The 15,647-nt window shown below is 63.6% G+C and carries 17 protein-coding genes; 7 read left to right on the forward strand and 10 right to left on the reverse strand.

The window, feature by feature from the left end:
* Window positions 1-87 precede the first annotated feature (87 nt).
* Both RA302_RS22520 and RA302_RS22525 read left to right on the forward strand, forming a co-directional pair.
* Complete coding sequence (locus tag RA302_RS22520) at window positions 88-1,041, forward strand: ATP-binding cassette domain-containing protein (protein WP_030535369.1); 954 nt, start codon at window positions 88-90, stop codon at window positions 1,039-1,041.
* A complete protein-coding gene (locus RA302_RS22525) occupies window positions 1,038-1,799 on the forward strand; it encodes an ABC transporter permease (RefSeq protein WP_007733480.1) in 762 nt (253 codons plus the stop codon). Before RA302_RS22520 ends, RA302_RS22525 begins: the two co-directional genes overlap by 4 nt.
* Window positions 1,800-1,891: 92 nt before the next feature.
* Here the strand turns inward: RA302_RS22525 and RA302_RS22530 are convergent, their stop codons facing one another.
* The 5 genes from RA302_RS22530 to pdxH form a co-directional block, all read right to left on the reverse strand.
* Window positions 1,892-2,254 carry an FKBP-type peptidyl-prolyl cis-trans isomerase gene (locus RA302_RS22530; RefSeq protein ID WP_003940440.1) on the reverse strand — a complete coding sequence of 121 codons (363 nt, stop codon included), beginning with the start codon at window positions 2,252-2,254 and terminating at the stop codon, window positions 1,892-1,894.
* Window positions 2,255-2,291: 37 nt separating this feature from the next.
* Entirely contained in the window at window positions 2,292-3,590 is a 1,299-nt protein-coding gene (locus tag RA302_RS22535; protein WP_003940509.1) for a citrate synthase, read from the reverse strand.
* A gap of 358 nt (window positions 3,591-3,948) precedes the next feature.
* Entirely contained in the window at window positions 3,949-4,896 is a 948-nt protein-coding gene (locus tag RA302_RS22540) for an aldose 1-epimerase family protein (protein WP_003939677.1), read from the reverse strand.
* A 41-nt stretch (window positions 4,897-4,937) separates the two neighbouring features.
* Window positions 4,938-6,203 (reverse strand): MFS transporter, encoded by a 1,266-nt coding sequence (locus RA302_RS22545; protein ID WP_021332219.1) that lies wholly within the window; start codon window positions 6,201-6,203, stop codon window positions 4,938-4,940.
* Entirely contained in the window at window positions 6,200-6,913 is a 714-nt protein-coding gene (gene pdxH / locus RA302_RS22550) for a pyridoxamine 5'-phosphate oxidase (protein ID WP_007733483.1), read from the reverse strand. Before pdxH ends, RA302_RS22545 begins: the two co-directional genes overlap by 4 nt.
* A 244-nt stretch (window positions 6,914-7,157) precedes the next feature.
* Here pdxH and RA302_RS22555 point away from each other — a divergent pair, with 244 nt between their 5' ends.
* The 4 genes from RA302_RS22555 (at window position 7,158) to RA302_RS22570 (ending at window position 11,450) form a co-directional block, all read left to right on the forward strand.
* The gene (locus tag RA302_RS22555; RefSeq protein ID WP_003940025.1) at window positions 7,158-8,285 is read left to right on the forward strand and encodes a citrate synthase 2; all 1,128 of its coding nucleotides are present in this window, start codon (window positions 7,158-7,160) and stop codon (window positions 8,283-8,285) included.
* A 63-nt stretch (window positions 8,286-8,348) separates the two neighbouring features.
* Window positions 8,349-9,470 carry a phosphoserine transaminase gene (serC, locus tag RA302_RS22560; RefSeq protein WP_007733484.1) on the forward strand — a complete coding sequence of 374 codons (1,122 nt, stop codon included), beginning with the start codon at window positions 8,349-8,351 and terminating at the stop codon, window positions 9,468-9,470.
* 200 nt (window positions 9,471-9,670) lie between these two features.
* Window positions 9,671-10,612: a septation protein SepH gene (gene sepH / locus RA302_RS22565; RefSeq protein WP_030535368.1), complete on the forward strand. Its 942-nt coding sequence runs from the start codon at window positions 9,671-9,673 to the stop codon at window positions 10,610-10,612.
* Window positions 10,613-10,664: 52 nt separating this feature from the next.
* A complete protein-coding gene (locus tag RA302_RS22570) occupies window positions 10,665-11,450 on the forward strand; it encodes a hypothetical protein (protein ID WP_030535367.1) in 786 nt (261 codons plus the stop codon).
* Between the two features lie 20 nt (window positions 11,451-11,470).
* Here RA302_RS22570 and RA302_RS22575 read toward each other — a convergent pair whose 3' ends face one another.
* From RA302_RS22575 to RA302_RS22585, 3 genes are read right to left on the reverse strand one after another with little or no spacing between them, the layout of a single operon-like run.
* Window positions 11,471-11,731 carry a DUF2537 domain-containing protein gene (locus tag RA302_RS22575; RefSeq protein WP_030535366.1) on the reverse strand — a complete coding sequence of 87 codons (261 nt, stop codon included), beginning with the start codon at window positions 11,729-11,731 and terminating at the stop codon, window positions 11,471-11,473.
* Window positions 11,728-12,534 (reverse strand): RNA methyltransferase, encoded by an 807-nt coding sequence (locus RA302_RS22580; protein WP_003939731.1) that lies wholly within the window; start codon window positions 12,532-12,534, stop codon window positions 11,728-11,730. The genes RA302_RS22575 and RA302_RS22580 overlap by 4 nt, the downstream gene beginning before the upstream one ends.
* A 48-nt stretch (window positions 12,535-12,582) precedes the next feature.
* Complete coding sequence (locus RA302_RS22585) at window positions 12,583-13,173, reverse strand: TetR family transcriptional regulator C-terminal domain-containing protein (protein ID WP_030535365.1); 591 nt, start codon at window positions 13,171-13,173, stop codon at window positions 12,583-12,585.
* 70 nt (window positions 13,174-13,243) lie between these two features.
* On the opposite strand from RA302_RS22585, the gene RA302_RS22590 reads away from it, so the two are divergent.
* Window positions 13,244-13,792: a hypothetical protein gene (locus tag RA302_RS22590; protein ID WP_030535364.1), complete on the forward strand. Its 549-nt coding sequence runs from the start codon at window positions 13,244-13,246 to the stop codon at window positions 13,790-13,792.
* Here RA302_RS22590 and RA302_RS22595 read toward each other — a convergent pair.
* Together RA302_RS22595 and RA302_RS22600 are read right to left on the reverse strand one after the other, a co-directional pair.
* On the reverse strand, window positions 13,776-15,083 hold the full coding sequence (locus RA302_RS22595) for an MFS transporter (RefSeq protein ID WP_007733487.1): 1,308 nt from the start codon (window positions 15,081-15,083) through the stop codon (window positions 13,776-13,778). The two genes, RA302_RS22590 and RA302_RS22595, sit on opposite strands and share 17 nt — an antisense overlap.
* A gap of 104 nt (window positions 15,084-15,187) precedes the next feature.
* Window positions 15,188-15,619 carry a MarR family transcriptional regulator gene (locus tag RA302_RS22600; RefSeq protein ID WP_003939901.1) on the reverse strand — a complete coding sequence of 144 codons (432 nt, stop codon included), beginning with the start codon at window positions 15,617-15,619 and terminating at the stop codon, window positions 15,188-15,190.
* Window positions 15,620-15,647: the final 28 nt, after the last annotated feature.

The following is a 15,647-nucleotide window of genomic DNA, read 5'->3' on the forward strand; positions in this document are numbered from 1 at the left end:
CCACTCTTCACTCTTGCCATCATCCTAGAACTGTGTACGCTATAAACACGAGTTTATTACATACACAGTTCTTACTTGGAGGTCTCGATGTCAGGAACGATCCCCGCAATCTCGGTCCGCGGACTCCGTAAGCGCTACGGCGATCAACAGGTACTGGCTGGACTCGACCTGTCGGTCCCGGCCGGATCGGTGTACGCCCTCCTCGGCGCGAACGGCGCCGGAAAGACCACGGCCGTAAGAATTCTCACCACCCTCATCCCCTTCGACGGAGGTGAGGTCATGGTCGCGGGGCATTCACTGCCCGGAGATCCACAGAACGTTCGGCGGCGCATCAGCGTGACCGGGCAGTACGCAGCCGTCGACACCTTGCTGACCGGATTCGAGAACCTCACCCTGCTGGGCGAACTGAATCACCTGGGCCGGAAGAACTCCCGTCGCCGTGCCGAGGAATTGCTCGACCAGTTCGTTTTGACGGACTTCGGCGACAAACGCGCCGGCAACTACTCGGGCGGCATGCTCAGACGACTCGACATCGCAATGAGCCTCGTCGCCCGACCGGACGTCGTCTTTCTCGACGAACCCACCACCGGCCTGGACCCGCGAAGCCGCCACGACATGTGGTCGATCGTTCGAGGACTCACAGCGTCAGGCGTCACCATCTTCCTCACCACCCAATACCTCGACGAGGCAGACGAATTGGCCGATACGGTCGGCGTGCTGAGCGGCGGCCGCATCGTCGCCGAGGGAACACCGGACGAACTCAAACGCCTTGTTCCCGGCGGCCACGTCGCACTGCAATTCGAGAACCTGGCCCAACTCGAACTCGCCGCGGCATCACTGCCGCAGGCGCATTCGAATGCCGAGACCTTGACCCTGCACATCCCTTCCGACGGGGCAGTTCCGTCGATCAAAGCGATCCTCGACTCGATCGACGATCCGTCGATCACCGTCGAGAAGTTCTCCGTTCACACTCCGGATCTGGACGACGTGTTCTTCGCGCTCACCGGATCAGGCCAACCCGAGATTGCGAGCGTTCGATGACCTCCACCATTGCAATCGATTCCGCGGTGATGCTCCGCCGGAATCTCAAACACGTTCTGCGCAGTCCGGATTCGATGATCACCGCGATAGCCCTTCCGGTCATGCTCATGCTGCTGTTCGTCTACGTCTTCGGCGGCGCCATCAACACCGGTAGCGAGTACATCGACTACGTAGTGCCCGGAATCATCCTTCTGTGCGCCGGTTTCGGCGCCTCGACCACCGCGGTCAGCGTCTCGAGCGACATGAAGGACGGGATCATCGACCGTTTCCGGACCTTGGCGATATCTCCGCCGTCGGTCCTGACCGGTCATGTACTGGCCAGCGTCGTCCGCAACGTCCTGACTACGGCGATCGTGGTCGTGGTTGCGCTGATCATGGGATTTCGCCCGACCAGCGATCCGTTGCGCTGGCTCGGCGTCGCCGCTGTGATCGTCGCCTTCGTCTTTGCCATGTCGTACCTCTCGACAGCTTTGGGACTCTTGGCCAAGAACCCGGAGGCTGCAAGCGGATTCACCTTCGCCATCATGTTCCTGCCCTACGTCAGCACTGCTTTCGTACCGGCTGAGACCATGCCGTCCTGGCTGCAGGGGTTTGCCCGGCACCAACCGGTGACTCCGATCATCGAGACTGTGCGCGGACTCCTGATGGGCACGCCGATCGGGAACAGCGCGGCCATCGCCCTCGCGTGGTGCCTGGGCATCGCCGCCGTGGGATTCGTGTGGTCGAACTGGCTCTACCGACGAAAGACCGCGAGCTGACCACACAAGAAAGCCCCACACCTGACGGTGCGGGGCTGCTTGTGCTGTGCGCCTTTATTAACCGCGGGGGGTTAGTAAAGGCGCACAGTGGATTACTTGGCGTCCAGCAGATCGATCACGAAGACCAAGGTCTTGCCGGAAAGCTGGTGCCCTGCACCGGCGGGGCCGTATGCCAGCTCCGGCGGAATGGTGAGCTGACGGCGTCCGCCGACCTTCATGCCCGGGATGCCGTCCTGCCAGCCCTTGATCAGGCCACGAAGCGGGAACTGAATGGACTCGCCACGGCTCCAGGAAGAGTCGAACTCTTCGCCGGACTCGAACTCGACACCGACGTAGTGAACGTCGACGGTGCCACCGGGAACGGCTTCGGCGCCTTCTCCGACAACCAGATCCTTGATGACCAGATCGGTCGGCGCGGGGCCTTCCTGGAACTCGATTACGGGCTTGCTACTCATGGGTCCTCCTCGTTGAGGCGAAAATTGGGGGCAGGGGCTAGCGGGACGTGATGTCTCTGTAGTCACGCTCGGTGTAGCCGGTGTAGATCTGGCGCGGGCGGCCGATCTTCGTAGCCGGATCCTCGTGCATTTCACGCCAGTGCGCAATCCAGCCGGGCAGACGGCCCATGGCGAACAGCACCGTGAACATGCGCGGCGGGAAGCCCATCGCGCGGTAGATGAGGCCGGTGTAGAAGTCGACGTTCGGGTAGAGCTTGCGCTCGATGAAGTAGTCGTCCGTGAGGGCGGCCTCTTCGAGTTGCATTGCGATGTTGAGCAGTTCGTCGTCGCCGCCGAGCTTGGCGAGGATGGTGTGCGCGGTTTCGCGGACCAGCGCAGCGCGCGGATCGTAGTTGCGGTAGACGCGGTGCCCGAAGCCCATGAGCTTCACGCCGTCTTCCTTGTTCTTGACCTTGCGGACGAACTCGGCTGCGGTGCTGCCGCTGGCCTTGATCTCGTCGAGCATCTCGAGCACTGCCTGGTTGGCGCCGCCGTGCAGCGGGCCCCACAGTGCGTTGATGCCGGCCGAGACGGAGGTGAACAGGTTGGCGTCCGACGAGCCGACCATGCGCACGGTCGACGTGGAGCAGTTCTGCTCGTGGTCGGCGTGCAGGATCAGCAGCATGTCGAGTGCCTTGGCGACCTCGGGATCACCCTGGTACGGCTCGGCGGGGAAGCCGAACGTCATACGCATGAAGTTCTCGACCAGGTTCAACGAGTTGTCCGGGTACAGGAACGGCTGTCCGACGGACTTCTTGTACGCGTACGCAGCGATGGTCGGCAGCTTCGCGAGAAGACGGATGGTGGACAGTTCCACCTGCTCCGGATCCTCGGGATCGAGCGAATCCTGGTAGTACGCCGACAATGCGTTCACTGCGGACGAGAGAACCGGCATCGGGTGAGCGTTGCGCGGGAATCCGTCGAAGAACCGCTTGAGGTCCTCGTGAAGCAGGGTGTGTCGACGGATGCGGTCCGTGAAGGACTCGAGCTGGGCGTCGGTCGGCAGTTCGCCGTAGATCAGCAGGTAGCTGACCTCGATGAACGTCGACTTACCTGCCAACTGCTCGATGGGATATCCACGGTAACGCAGGATTCCCTTCTCACCGTCGATGTAGGTGATTGCAGAACTGGTGGATGCAGTGTTCACAAAACCGGGGTCAAGGGTGGTGTACCCCGTTGTGGCCAGCAGCTTTCCCAGCTCGATGCCGTCATTGCCCTCTGTTGCCCTGGCAATGGACATCGTGTACTCACCACCGGGGTAAGTAAGCGTGGGCTTTGTGTCATTGTCAGCGGGCACGAAGGATCCCTCTCAAGCTCGAACCAACGAGTAACTACATGCGATCAACTAGAAACTAGTCGCACGGGAGAGATCGTGCCGAAGGAGGGTCGCTCCACGGCTATTTTTCGGGTACTCACGAACCCGACATACCCACCGAAACTGAAACATGTTCCAGTCTGGGCTTTCCCATTCGCGTGACCGGTACTCCAGTCTACGGAATCGCGCATTTACCCACACTGATCTGCAAATCTCGGCTGCAATTCAAGAACGGGAGCAACGTCGGACCTTCCGGACCACTGACACGGGGTACCGAAAACCTATTGTTATCGGCTGATGCCTACCTGGTGTTACACGATCCCACGGTATGAGAGCCGGATCACAGCGCCTTGATGCCCCAGCTACCCGTCCAGGTCTGACCCGGATGAAGCACCAGGAGATCGATGCCCGAGTTGAAGGCGTCAGGCGGGCAGGTCATCGGCTCCAAAGCCAATGCGCGGCCGCGATCGGGATACCCCTTGTCGTTGGCGGGATCTGCGATGAAGGCCTGAATCCACGGGAACTCGCGGTTGGTCCACAGGGCAGTGCCCGTTCCATCCGGAGCCAGCAGCTCGTGTTGCGTGCGACCACTGCCGTCGACGACGTCCAATGCGCTGTACGGAGTGTCCAACTGCACCCCGGCAAGCAGTCTCGGTGTCCGGAAGTCGTAGTCCGTACCGGCGACTGCCTGCGAATACGCGTTCGGCAGCATCCTCGCCGGATCGATCGGCAACCGCGTGCCTGCTGCCAGATGCAGAGCACATTCGTCGAGCGGAAAGTCGCCGGCGCGAATGAAGGTGTGCATTCCGAGCCCGAACGGCGACGAGGTCGCACCCTTGTTCGTGGCCGTGTGCGTGACGGTCAGTCCGTCGGCACCGACCTCGTAGGCGACCGTCAGCTGCAACGGATAGGGCCAACCCTTGTGAAGTCCCACGTCGACCGACAGTTCGACGCGCTCGTACGTGTGGTCCACGAGGCTCCAATTGCGACGCCGGACGAACCCGTGGCTCGCGTTCCCCAGCGCAGGTTCGGTGATCTCGAGTTGATGCTCGATCCCGTCGAACATGAAGTGCCCGTCGCGAATTCGGTTGGGCCACGGCGCGAGAACCAATCCGGCCGACAGCGGTGGCTTCGATCCGAGTGCCCAGGTCTCGGTCAGCGCGCGCTGACCGTTCGGTCCTTCGTGATCGAGTAGCCGCAACCCGGCACCGGCCGCGGCGATCTCGGCTCGATAGCCTCCACCACGGATCTCGAACCCTCCCCTACCCGTGCTGTGCGGCGCAGTCATACGTACCAGTTTCCACCACGAGCGACCGGTTAACCAGGACGTCAGACGGCGCGTCCCACCTTGTAGCGAACGAATGCCGGAAATGCGAGGGCAGAAAGGACAACACCGACAATCACCAGGAAGCCGCCGCCCGCTGCCGCGACACCGGTCCCGAACAGGAAGGCTGCACCGCCGTGCAGCACGTCACCGATACGCGGACCACCCGCCACGACCACGATGAACACGCCCTGCAGTCGTCCGCGCATGTCGTCGGTTGCCACTTGCTGGAGCATCGTGCTGCGGAAAGCCGCCGAGACCATGTCGACGGCTCCGCCGAATGCCAGGAATGCGACCGCCACCCAGAGCAGAATCACACTGGAACCGGGACTCGCGAAGTACACGGCAACGCCGAAGCCGACCATGGACAGCCCCCACAGCGCGATGCAGACCAGAACGGCTCGCCCCTGGTACTGAACCCGTGGCAACCAACCCGAGAAGACTCCGCCCAGAACGGCTCCCACCGACATCGCCGCGAACAGCAGTCCCAGCGCAAAACCGCCGCTGGCGGGGTCACCGAAGGATTCGTGAGCGATCTCCGGGAACAGTGCTCGCGACATCCCGAACACCATCGCGATGATGTCCACCACGAACGACGCGAGCAGAACCTTCTGCGTCGCGAGATACGTGAAACCGCCGAGGACCTCGCTCAATCCGGCTCGCCGAGACGTTCCGGTCGGCGGAATCGCCGGGAGCTTCCATACCGCCCACAGTGTGGCGAGAAGAAAGATCGAGTCGAGCAGGTACAGCAGTTGCAGACCGGCCGACGGTATGAGGACACCCGCCAGTAGCGGGCCGGCTATCGCACCGAACTGCACGACAGTCATGTTCAGCGAGTTCGCGGCAGGTAACTGCCTGCCCGGAATCAACCGAGGGATGATCGCCGCTCGCGTCGGCTGGTTCACCGCGAAGAACGCCTGTTGAACCGAGAACAATCCGAGCACCAACCACACGTTGTTCACGTTCAGGGCAGCCTGGATCCAGAACAGCACCGACGTGACGCCGAGTCCGATCGAGGTGATCATCAACAGCCGTCGTCGATCCATGACGTCGGCCAGTGCGCCGCCCCACAGACCGAAAACGACCAGCGGGACCAGACCGAAGATTCCCGTCAGACCGACGTAGGCCGAGCTTCGGGTGATCTCGTACACCTGTTGCGGTACGGCGACCACGCTGAGCTGAGCGCCGATGACGGTGACGATGCCGGCCGTCCACAGCCGTCGATAGTCGCGATTCTCGAGCGGAGTCGTGTCCGCGAGTAGCCGGCTCACGGCTGGAGACGGACGGCGGACCACTGTCCGTCGACCAGGCTCGTGCGAACTCGATTGTGCATGCGGTTCGCGCGTCCTTGCCAGAACTCGACAGACTCGGGCCGAATCAGAATCCCGCCCCAGTTCGGTGGCACCGGAATCTCACCGTCCACGCCGAATCGAGCAGCGACCTCACGCAGTTGCTCGTCGAGATCGGCACGCGAGTCGATCGGACGAGACTGCGACGACGCCCACGCGCCGAGCTGTGAACCTCGAGGCCTGGTTCGCCAATACTCCTGCGTCAGTTGAGCACTCACCCGCTCGGTGGTGCCGCGGACGATCACCTGCCTGGCAAGGGTCAGCCACGTGAAGTTCGCCGACGCGTACGGGTGGGCGTCGAGGTGACGAGCCTTGTCGGATCCGTAGTTGGTGAAGAAGAGGACGCCGTCCTCGCTGAGCCCTTTGCAGAGCACGGTGCGCGACGCCGGACGGCCACCGTCGTCCACCGTCGACAGAGTCATGGCGTTGGGCTCCGGCGCGTCAGCTTCGACGGCGTCCACGAGCCATTGGCGCATGAGGGGCAGCCAACCGGTTTCGACAACCGAAGTATCCAATTCCGCACTCATGCGGTCCTCGACGGACTCCGATTCGCTGCCTGCTTGCGGATAGCCCACACGCATGGCCGCGAGTTCGTTGTCCACCGCCTGCGGGTCCTGACGTTCATTCGACACAGCCGAGAACGCTACTCCCGGGTACTCACTGGCCAACGGCTACGCGGCACGCGCTAAAGTTTGCCGTGGCTAGACCCGACCCGGACCGCGAGCCGCACCAGCGACAGCGCCGAATCGGGACGAGACGATTGCGCAGTACAAAACACGGTGCGTGCTCATCCCTGCGAGCACCGAGGCGCAGTCACTGAAGCTGAGGCAGTGCGACTGTAGACCTGGCGCACTCGAACGAGGAGAGTCCACGAGAATGGCAGCGAGCGCAGCAATACCGGACGATTTTGTGAGCGGACTCGAAGGCGTCGTCGCCTTCACCAGCGATATCGCAGAACCCGACAAGGACGGCGGCGCACTGCGCTACCGCGGAGTCGACATCGAAGACCTGGTCGGCCAGAGGGTCACCTTCGGCAACGTATGGGCCCTTCTCGTCGACGGCCGCTTCGGCCCCGGCCTCCCGCCGGCCGAGCCGTTCCCCCTCCCCATTCACACCGGCGACGTCCGTGTCGACGTTCAGGCCGGACTGGCGATGCTGGCTCCCATCTGGGGCTACCAGCCGCTCCTCGACATCGATGACGAGACCGCCCGCGACCAGCTCGCCCGCGCATCCGTCATGGCGCTGTCGTACGTCGCGCAGTCCGCTCGCGGCATCTACCAGCCGGCAGTCCCGCAGAGCCGCATCGACGAGGCCAAGACCGTCACCGAACGCTTCATGGTTCGCTGGAAGGGTGAGCCCGATCCGGCACACGTCGAGGCAATCGACGCGTACTGGGTCTCGGCAGCCGAGCACGGCATGAACGCCTCCACCTTCACGGCCCGCGTCATCGCCTCCACGGGCGCCGACGTCGCGGCTTCGCTTTCCGGCGCCATCGGCGCGATGTCCGGCCCGCTGCACGGCGGCGCACCGGCCCGAGTTCTTCCGATGATCGAAGAGACCGAGAAGACCGGCGACGCCCGCGCACTGGTCAAGGGAATCCTCGACCGCAAGGAAAAGCTCATGGGCTTCGGACACCGCGTCTACCGCGCCGAAGATCCCCGTGCACGCGTGCTCCGCGCCACGGCGAAGCGCCTCAACGCTCCCCGCTACGAGGCTGCCGCAGCTCTCGAGCAGGCTGCACTGGCAGAACTGCGTGAGCGTCGTCCCGATCGCGCGATCGAGACCAACGTCGAGTTCTGGGCCGCCGTCATCCTCGACTTCGCCGAGGTTCCCGCGCACATGATGCCCGCCATGTTCACCTGTGGCCGCACCGCCGGCTGGTGTGCACACATCCTCGAGCAGAAGCGTCTCGGTAAACTGGTACGCCCGGCCGCCATCTACACCGGCCCGGCGCCCCGTACTCCGGAGTCGGTCGAGGGCTGGGACCAGATCAGCCACGCGTAGTACCCCGCTCGAATTCGCCAATCACGGTAGTACAGAACACAAGTGAAGGAACAGAAAGAAGCGATGACCTCCACACCGATCATCCCCGCCGACCTCAAGCCCGCCGACGGACGCTTCGGCTGCGGTCCTTCCAAGGTTCGCCCCGAGCAGCTGCAGTCCCTGGTCGAGGTGGGCGCTTCGGTGTTCGGCACCAGCCATCGCCAGAAGCCGGTCAAGAACGTTGTGGCCAGCATTCGTTCCGGCCTCGCCGATCTGTTCTCACTGCCCGAGGGCTACGAGGTCGTCCTCGGCAACGGCGGAACCACTGCGTTCTGGGATGCGGCCGCATTCGGCCTCATCCGCGAGAAGTCGCTGCACCTGACCAACGGCGAATTCAGCTCCAAGTTCGCTTCGGTCGCCAAGGCCAACCCGTTCATCGGTGACCCGATCGTCGTTTCCGCCGATCCGGGCAGCGCACCGGTGCCGGTCTCCGACCCGTCCGTCGATCTCATCGGCTGGGCGCACAACGAGACCTCCACCGGTGTGTCGATCCCCGTCTCGCGTCCCGCGGGTTCGGAGAACGCACTGATCGCCATCGACGCCACCTCGGGCGCCGGCGGACTTCCGGTCAATGTCGCCGATTCCGACGTCTACTACTTCGCTCCGCAGAAGTGCTTCGCTGCAGACGGCGGACTGTGGATCGCGCTGATGAGCCCGGCCGCCCTCGAACGCGTCGCGGAGATCAAGGATTCGGGACGCTGGACGCCTGACTTCCTCTCGCTGCCCATCGCCGTGGACAACAGCTCCAAGGATCAGACGTACAACACCCCGGCCCTGGCCACCCTCTTGCTCTTCGCCAACCAGATCGAGTGGATGAACAGCAACGGCGGCCTCGACTGGACTACCGCTCGCACCGCGGATTCGTCCTCGCGCCTGTACAACTGGGCCGAGGCCAGTGAGTTCGCAACGCCGTTCGTCGCTGATCCGGCACACCGCTCGCAGGTTGTCGGCACCATCGACTTCAACGACGACGTCGACGCTGCCGAGGTGGCAAAGATCCTGCGCGCCAACGGAATCGTCGATACCGAGCCGTACCGCAAGCTCGGCCGCAACCAGCTGCGCGTCGGCATGTTCCCGGCCATCGACCCCGATGACGTCACCGCTCTCACCAAGAGCATCGACTGGGTCGTTTCTCAGCTCGGCTGATTTTCACATTTGCTTCACCGCTCGGCCCCCGGCATGACGTCGGGGGCCGAGCGTCGTTTGCGCCAGGCCTTGTGAGCTACCACACCGGTGGGCGGATCCGAGGTCATCTCGCCCTGCGTGTCCTGCCGAGTCCATGGTCACGAATGAATTACAGTTGAGCGCGGCGCAAAGTCGCGAGCCGGCGCGATAAGGAGGTCAATGTGCGAGAGCTTCGAGTGATCGGACTTGAACCCGATGGATCGCATGTGGTGTGCGCAGATGCTGAAACCGGCCAGAAATTCCGGCTTCCCGCCGATGACAAACTTCGTGCAGCTTCCCGCGGAGACGTGGCTCGACTCGGCCAGATTGAGATCGAAATGGAAAGCCAACTCCGTCCCCGCGAAATTCAGGCGCGCATTCGTTCCGGTGCCTCCGTAGAGCAGGTCGCCGAAGAAGCGAAGATCCCCATCAGCAAGGTCGAGCGCTTTGCGTACCCCGTTCTGCTCGAGCGCTCCCGCGCCGCGGAAATGGCGCAGGGCGGACACCCGGTGCGCGACAACGGTCCGACAGTTCCCACCCTCTCCGAAATCGTGACCCACGCATTCCGCGCCCGCGGCCACAGTATCGACGAGGCCACCTGGGATGCCTGGCGCGACGAGGACAATCAGTGGGTCGCCCAGCTGCAGTGGCAGGCCGGCCGCACCACCAACGCCGCGCACTGGCGCTACCAGCCCGACGCGCACGGCGGAACGATCGTCGCACTCGACGACGCGGCATTCGACTTGATCGATCCTGACTTCGGTCGCCCACTCCGCGGCCTGGTACCGGTGGTCTCGAACGAGCCGCAGCAGCTCGAACTGTCCCGATTCGACGTCGAGCCGGTGGCGGAGATCGAGCCCGAGCCCGCAGCAGTTTCCGAGCGGACAGCAGTTTCCGAGCGCACAGTAGTCCCCGAGCGGACGGTGGTGGCGGAACGGATCGTGGCGCCCGAACCGATTGCTGTCGAGCCGGAAACCGTCGTCACCGAAGAGGTTCCCGAACCCGCACCGGATGTGACCCCGAAAACCGCTCCGCAGCAGACGCAGACCAAGGACAAGCGCGGACGGCCTGCTCTTCCCTCGTGGGACGACGTACTCCTCGGGGTCCGCAGCAGCGGTCGCTGACCCGAAGGAAAGTATTCTTCTTTCGAGCGAGGCTGAGGAGAGAGGGCTGCCGGTGGCTGCACGGGTATCGACGATCTGGTTTCTGGGCGGCGCAGACGCTCGCACCGAATTGAGCAGGTACCCACAGCCGGATCAGACCGAGGCCCTGAAAATCGCCATGTCGCTGTACCCGGACAAGGAGTTCGAGTCGCTCGGGCCTCAGCCGCTGTCGATGGCCGCGACGGTGAGCCCCGGCTACGTCTTCGTCGGCGCGTACGGTCGAGTGAGTGTCGTCTGCAGCTCCGAACTCAGCACCTTCGTCCCCTCGAAACTGCCTGATTCCTGGCACCTTTCGGCAGAGGGGGGCTCGACGCTGTTGATCAGCTCCGTCCCCGAAACCGCGCACGGTTCGTTTGCACTGTGGGAGGACGGCGAGCTACGACGCTCGTTCAGTGCCATCCCGATCGACATCGTCGAAAATCTGGGGATCCCACAGACCTGGGAACTGGAATTCTGGGCCGGCAACCATCCCCTGCGTTACCCGCCCGGGATCCTGCCTGATCCGCAGTCACTTCCGTTCCACCCGCAACAGTTCGCGGAGTCCGCCAACCTCGAGTGGCTGGGATTTCGATACACCGGCGCGCCGCGAGAACACGAACTCGACACAACGCAGATTCTCCTGTGGGGCTTCAAGATTCACCGACCCGGCGAGGCACCCAAACCTGCACCACCAGCCCCCGCGCCGATGCCCGAGCAGGCGCCGACAGAGGTACCCATGCCCGAAAACATGCCGCCGATCCACGACGCACCGGTGGCCAAGCCGCGCGGCCGCCTCGCTCGGTACTTCGGCTTCAAGTAGCGCCGAGCAGCCTCACAGGTTCACGCGGCTATCGCTGCGATCCACCCGAGCGGTACGCCGGCTACCGCGCCGTAGACCACCCATCGCCAGACGGGGACGGCTCGCCAGCGCCAGACGGTCGGCGCAAGTCCGCCTACCGCAATGACATTGACGACAACCGCCAGGAGCACGTTCACGTTGCCCAGCGCGACACAGAACGCCGCGACGGCACTGGTCGAGAGCATGGCTGCGAACACCGACACCGCGATTCCGGTGAACCAGGGCGTGCGGTCCTGAGTCACCGGCCGGTCCTGACACGTTCGTAGAAGGCCATCGCCGCTGCGGTCGCGACGTTGAGCGAGTCGGTGCCGGGCGCCATCGGTATCTTGGCACGAATGTCGGTGGCCCGCATCGCATGTTCGGTCAAACCTGGCCCCTCGGCGCCCAGCAGTAGCGCTACCTTCTCCCCGGTCATCGCTTCGGCCAAAGTGACCGCTTCCGGATTCGGAGTCAAGGAAATGAGCTGAAAACCGTTGCCACGCAGCTCATCCAAGTCGTGTGGCCACTTTGCCACATGCGCGAAGGGCACTCGCAGCACGTGCCCCATCGACACACGGACCGACCGCCGGTACAGCGGGTCGGCACAACCCTTCCCGAACAGAACTGCATCGACACCGAGCCCCGCCGCGTTGCGGAACATCGAGCCGAGATTCTCGTGATCGTTGACGCCTTCGAGAACCACGACGGTCTTCGCGTCCTTCAACACGTCCGAGACCGCGAGCGGTGCCGGGCGTGCTGCTGCAGCGAGGACGCCGCGGTTGAGGTGAAATCCGACGACCTCGGCCATCACTTCGGCGCTCGTACGGTAGAACGGCACGTCCACCCCGTCGAGATCGTCAGCGAGCTCCAGGAGCCGTCGTTCGACGCCGAGGAGACTGATCGGCTCGAACCGCGAAGTCAGCAGTCGCTGAGTGACGAACACTCCCTCGGCGATGACCAGTCCCTTGCCCTCCGGGAGGTCGGGGCGCCGATCCGAAGAGTTGAGATCGCGAAAGTCATCCAGCCGGGGGTCGGCGGGATCTGAGATGTCGATGACGTGAACCACGGGTCTATCGTGCCGTACGCACCGCGAGCCCCCACCACTACTCCCGACCTAACGCAACAGCGTGACAAAATGCGCGTCGAGCACCTGGCTGATCACCTCTGGATTGGTTCGCTCGGGATTGTCGACGCCGTGCGACGCGAGCCCGTCGGCGAGCGCATGCAATCTCATCGCCTCGATGTCGACCGAGGCACCCGGCCGTAGAAAACCCGCTCGATGCGCCGCTTCCACGAACGAACGAAAGTGCTCGAACAAGGTCCGGTCTGTCTCGTCACGCACGGCCGTCAACGCCGAATCGGCTTGGGCGGCAGCAGCAAAGGCCTCCCAAACCTGCATTTCTTCACGCCGATCTTGGTCGAGGGGAACGAACTGATCGGTGAACTGACGTATCGCGCGGCGGATGTCGGGATCGAAGTCGATGCCGGCAATCCTTTCCTCCACCCGGACGGTCACGAGCGTCATCGCGAACAGCAAGAGTTCGGACTGCGTCGCGAAGAAGTGCCGTAGCGACCCCGTCGACATCTTCGCCTCGTCCGCGACCGCCCGGACGCTGGCGCTCGCCACACCGTCTCGACGGATCACACGCCACACGGCCTCGGCGATCTCTTCACGCCGCTCATCCGGACTGCTACGTTTCACCACTTCACAAAACTAACACAGCTGTGCTAGTTTTCAATCACTAACACAGTCGTACTAGAAATGAGCTGATGTCATGATCGTCCACTTGATCATCGCGTGCGAAATCATGTTCTGGGTGTTCATCGCCGCAGGTCTCGCGGCCCGCTATCTACTGCGCCGCAAAACGCTGGGCGCCGCACTGCTCATCTGCGCGCCCCTGGTGGATGTCGTACTGCTCGTCGCCACAGCCCTCGATCTTCGTGGCGGTGGCGAGGCGAACTTCACCCATGGGCTTGCCGCGGCCTACATCGGATTCTCCGTCGCGTTCGGACACAGCCTCATCTCCTGGGCCGACGCCAGGTTCGCCTACCGATTCGCCGGCGGCCCGGCTCCCGTCGTACCACCCAAGTACGGGAGTGCGCGAGCACTGCGCGAATGGCGCGAGTTCGGCAAAGCCGCGATCGCCTGGGCCGTCGCGTGCGGACTTCTCGGCGCGGCCATCTTCCTCGTCGACGACCCCACCCGCACTGGAGCCCTCGACGGATGGATCAGCAAGCTGACAGTGGTACTCGCAATCTGGGGAGCAATCGCCCTGAGCTACACGGTGTTTCCCAAGCGTGAGAAGGTCACGGCGCGCGGCTAGCCTCGACTGCCTGTTCGGTCGCGTCGCATACGATCACCGGACGCAGGACGAAAACCGGCAGCCTGCCACCGTCTTCCGGTCGCGCAAGACGAAGTTTCAGCCCTTCGCTGCGTAGCAGGTACACCCCGGCCACAGTGCCCGAGACGAGCGAGATCACTCCGCCCACGATCAAGGGCGCACGTGGGTCCACGGAGTCGGCGAGCCAACCCAGCAACGGGCTTCCCAGCGGTGTGCCACCGAGGAAACTGAGCATGTAGATACCCATCACCCGCCCGCGCATCTCGGAAGGCACCGACATCTGCAGGATGTTCATCGCGGACGTCGTGAACGTCAACGTCAGTGCGCCCGTGGGGATCAACATCAGCGCCACCAACGCGTATGTGGGCATCAATCCCACCGCGACCTCGAACACACCGAAAGCCACGGCGGCACCGAGGAACGTCCGCAACCGCGGCGCTTCCTTCCGTCTTGCGGCGTACGCAGCGCCGGCAAGGGTGCCCACGGCGAGCGTCGTGGACAGCAATCCGTAACCGTCGGCCTCGAGGCCGAACGTGTTGCGCGCCATCACCGCCAGGCTGATCGCGAAGTTCAGGCCGAAGGTCGAGACCATGAAGACCGACACCATGATCACGCGAAGGTCCTTGCGGCCCCATACATATCGGAACCCGTCGCGCACCTGCCCCTTGGTGCGCGGGGCCGGTTCCGACGGGATCAACTCCTTCTTGTTCATCAGGTAGAGCGCGATGAGCACCCCACCGAATGTCGCGACGTTGAGCAGGAACACCCACCCTGTTCCGATCAGGTTGATCAGCACACCCGAGATGGCCGGACCGACGATGCGGGCCGTGTTGAACGTCATGGAGTTGAGCGCGATGGCGTTGGACAGGTGTTCCTTGCCCACCATTTCGATGGTGAACGATTGACGCACGGGTGCGTCGAGCGCCGAGACACAGCCGAGGGCAAAGGCAATCAGGAAGACATGCCACAACGCGACGAGCCCACCGACGTCCAACAGACCCAACACCAGCGCGCATACCGCACTCGCCCACTGCGTGAAGATCAGGATCCGACGCTTGTCGTACCGATCGGCAAGCACCCCACCCCACACCGACAAGAACAGCGTCGGGCCGAACTGCAAGGCCATGACGATGCCCACCGCCAGCGCGTTGCCGTCCGAGAGCGTCAGTACCAGCCAGTCCTGGGCGATGCGTTGCATCCACGTGCCGACCAGAGAAACGATCTGTCCGGAAGCCCAAAGGCGGTAGTTGCGGTTGTGGAGCGCGGCAAACATGCCGGAATCGGGGTCTCGGGGCACCCCACTATCTTGCCCCTCGAGTAATTCGTTTGGGCAACGACCTCTAGGTAGCGGAGCTACGCGACCTCTAACTCACGGAGCTACTCCGTCTTGTTGACCATCTCGGTGATGATCTCGACAGCACCGCGCAGCGTCGCGAGTTCTTCGCCACCCAGCCCGGCCAGCTGCTCGTTCATCCACGCCTCGCGCGCATGGGTTTCGTCCGCGAGCAACGCCTGCCCGGCGTCGGACAGATTCACGATGATCTGACGACCGTCCGTGGGATGCGGCGAGCGCTCGACCAGACCGAGCTCGGCGAGAGAAGCAACAACGCGCGTCATCGACGGCGGCTGCACTTTCTCACGTGCTGCGAGTACGCCAGGAGTCATCGGGCCGTACTGATCCAGGCTCGCCAAGGCGGACAGTTGCGTCAGCGATACCTGAGCGTCGACTCTGCGGCCGCGCAGATGCCTGGTGAGACGCACTACAGCCAGGGAAAGATCGCTGGCCAGCGCACGAGTTTCGGTGGTCACGCGTCAGACAATACGTCAAGAGCTGGCC

Source organism: Rhodococcus sp. DN22 (genome assembly GCF_036669995.1).
GTDB classification, from domain to species: Bacteria; Actinomycetota; Actinomycetes; order Mycobacteriales; family Mycobacteriaceae; genus Rhodococcus_F; species Rhodococcus_F erythropolis.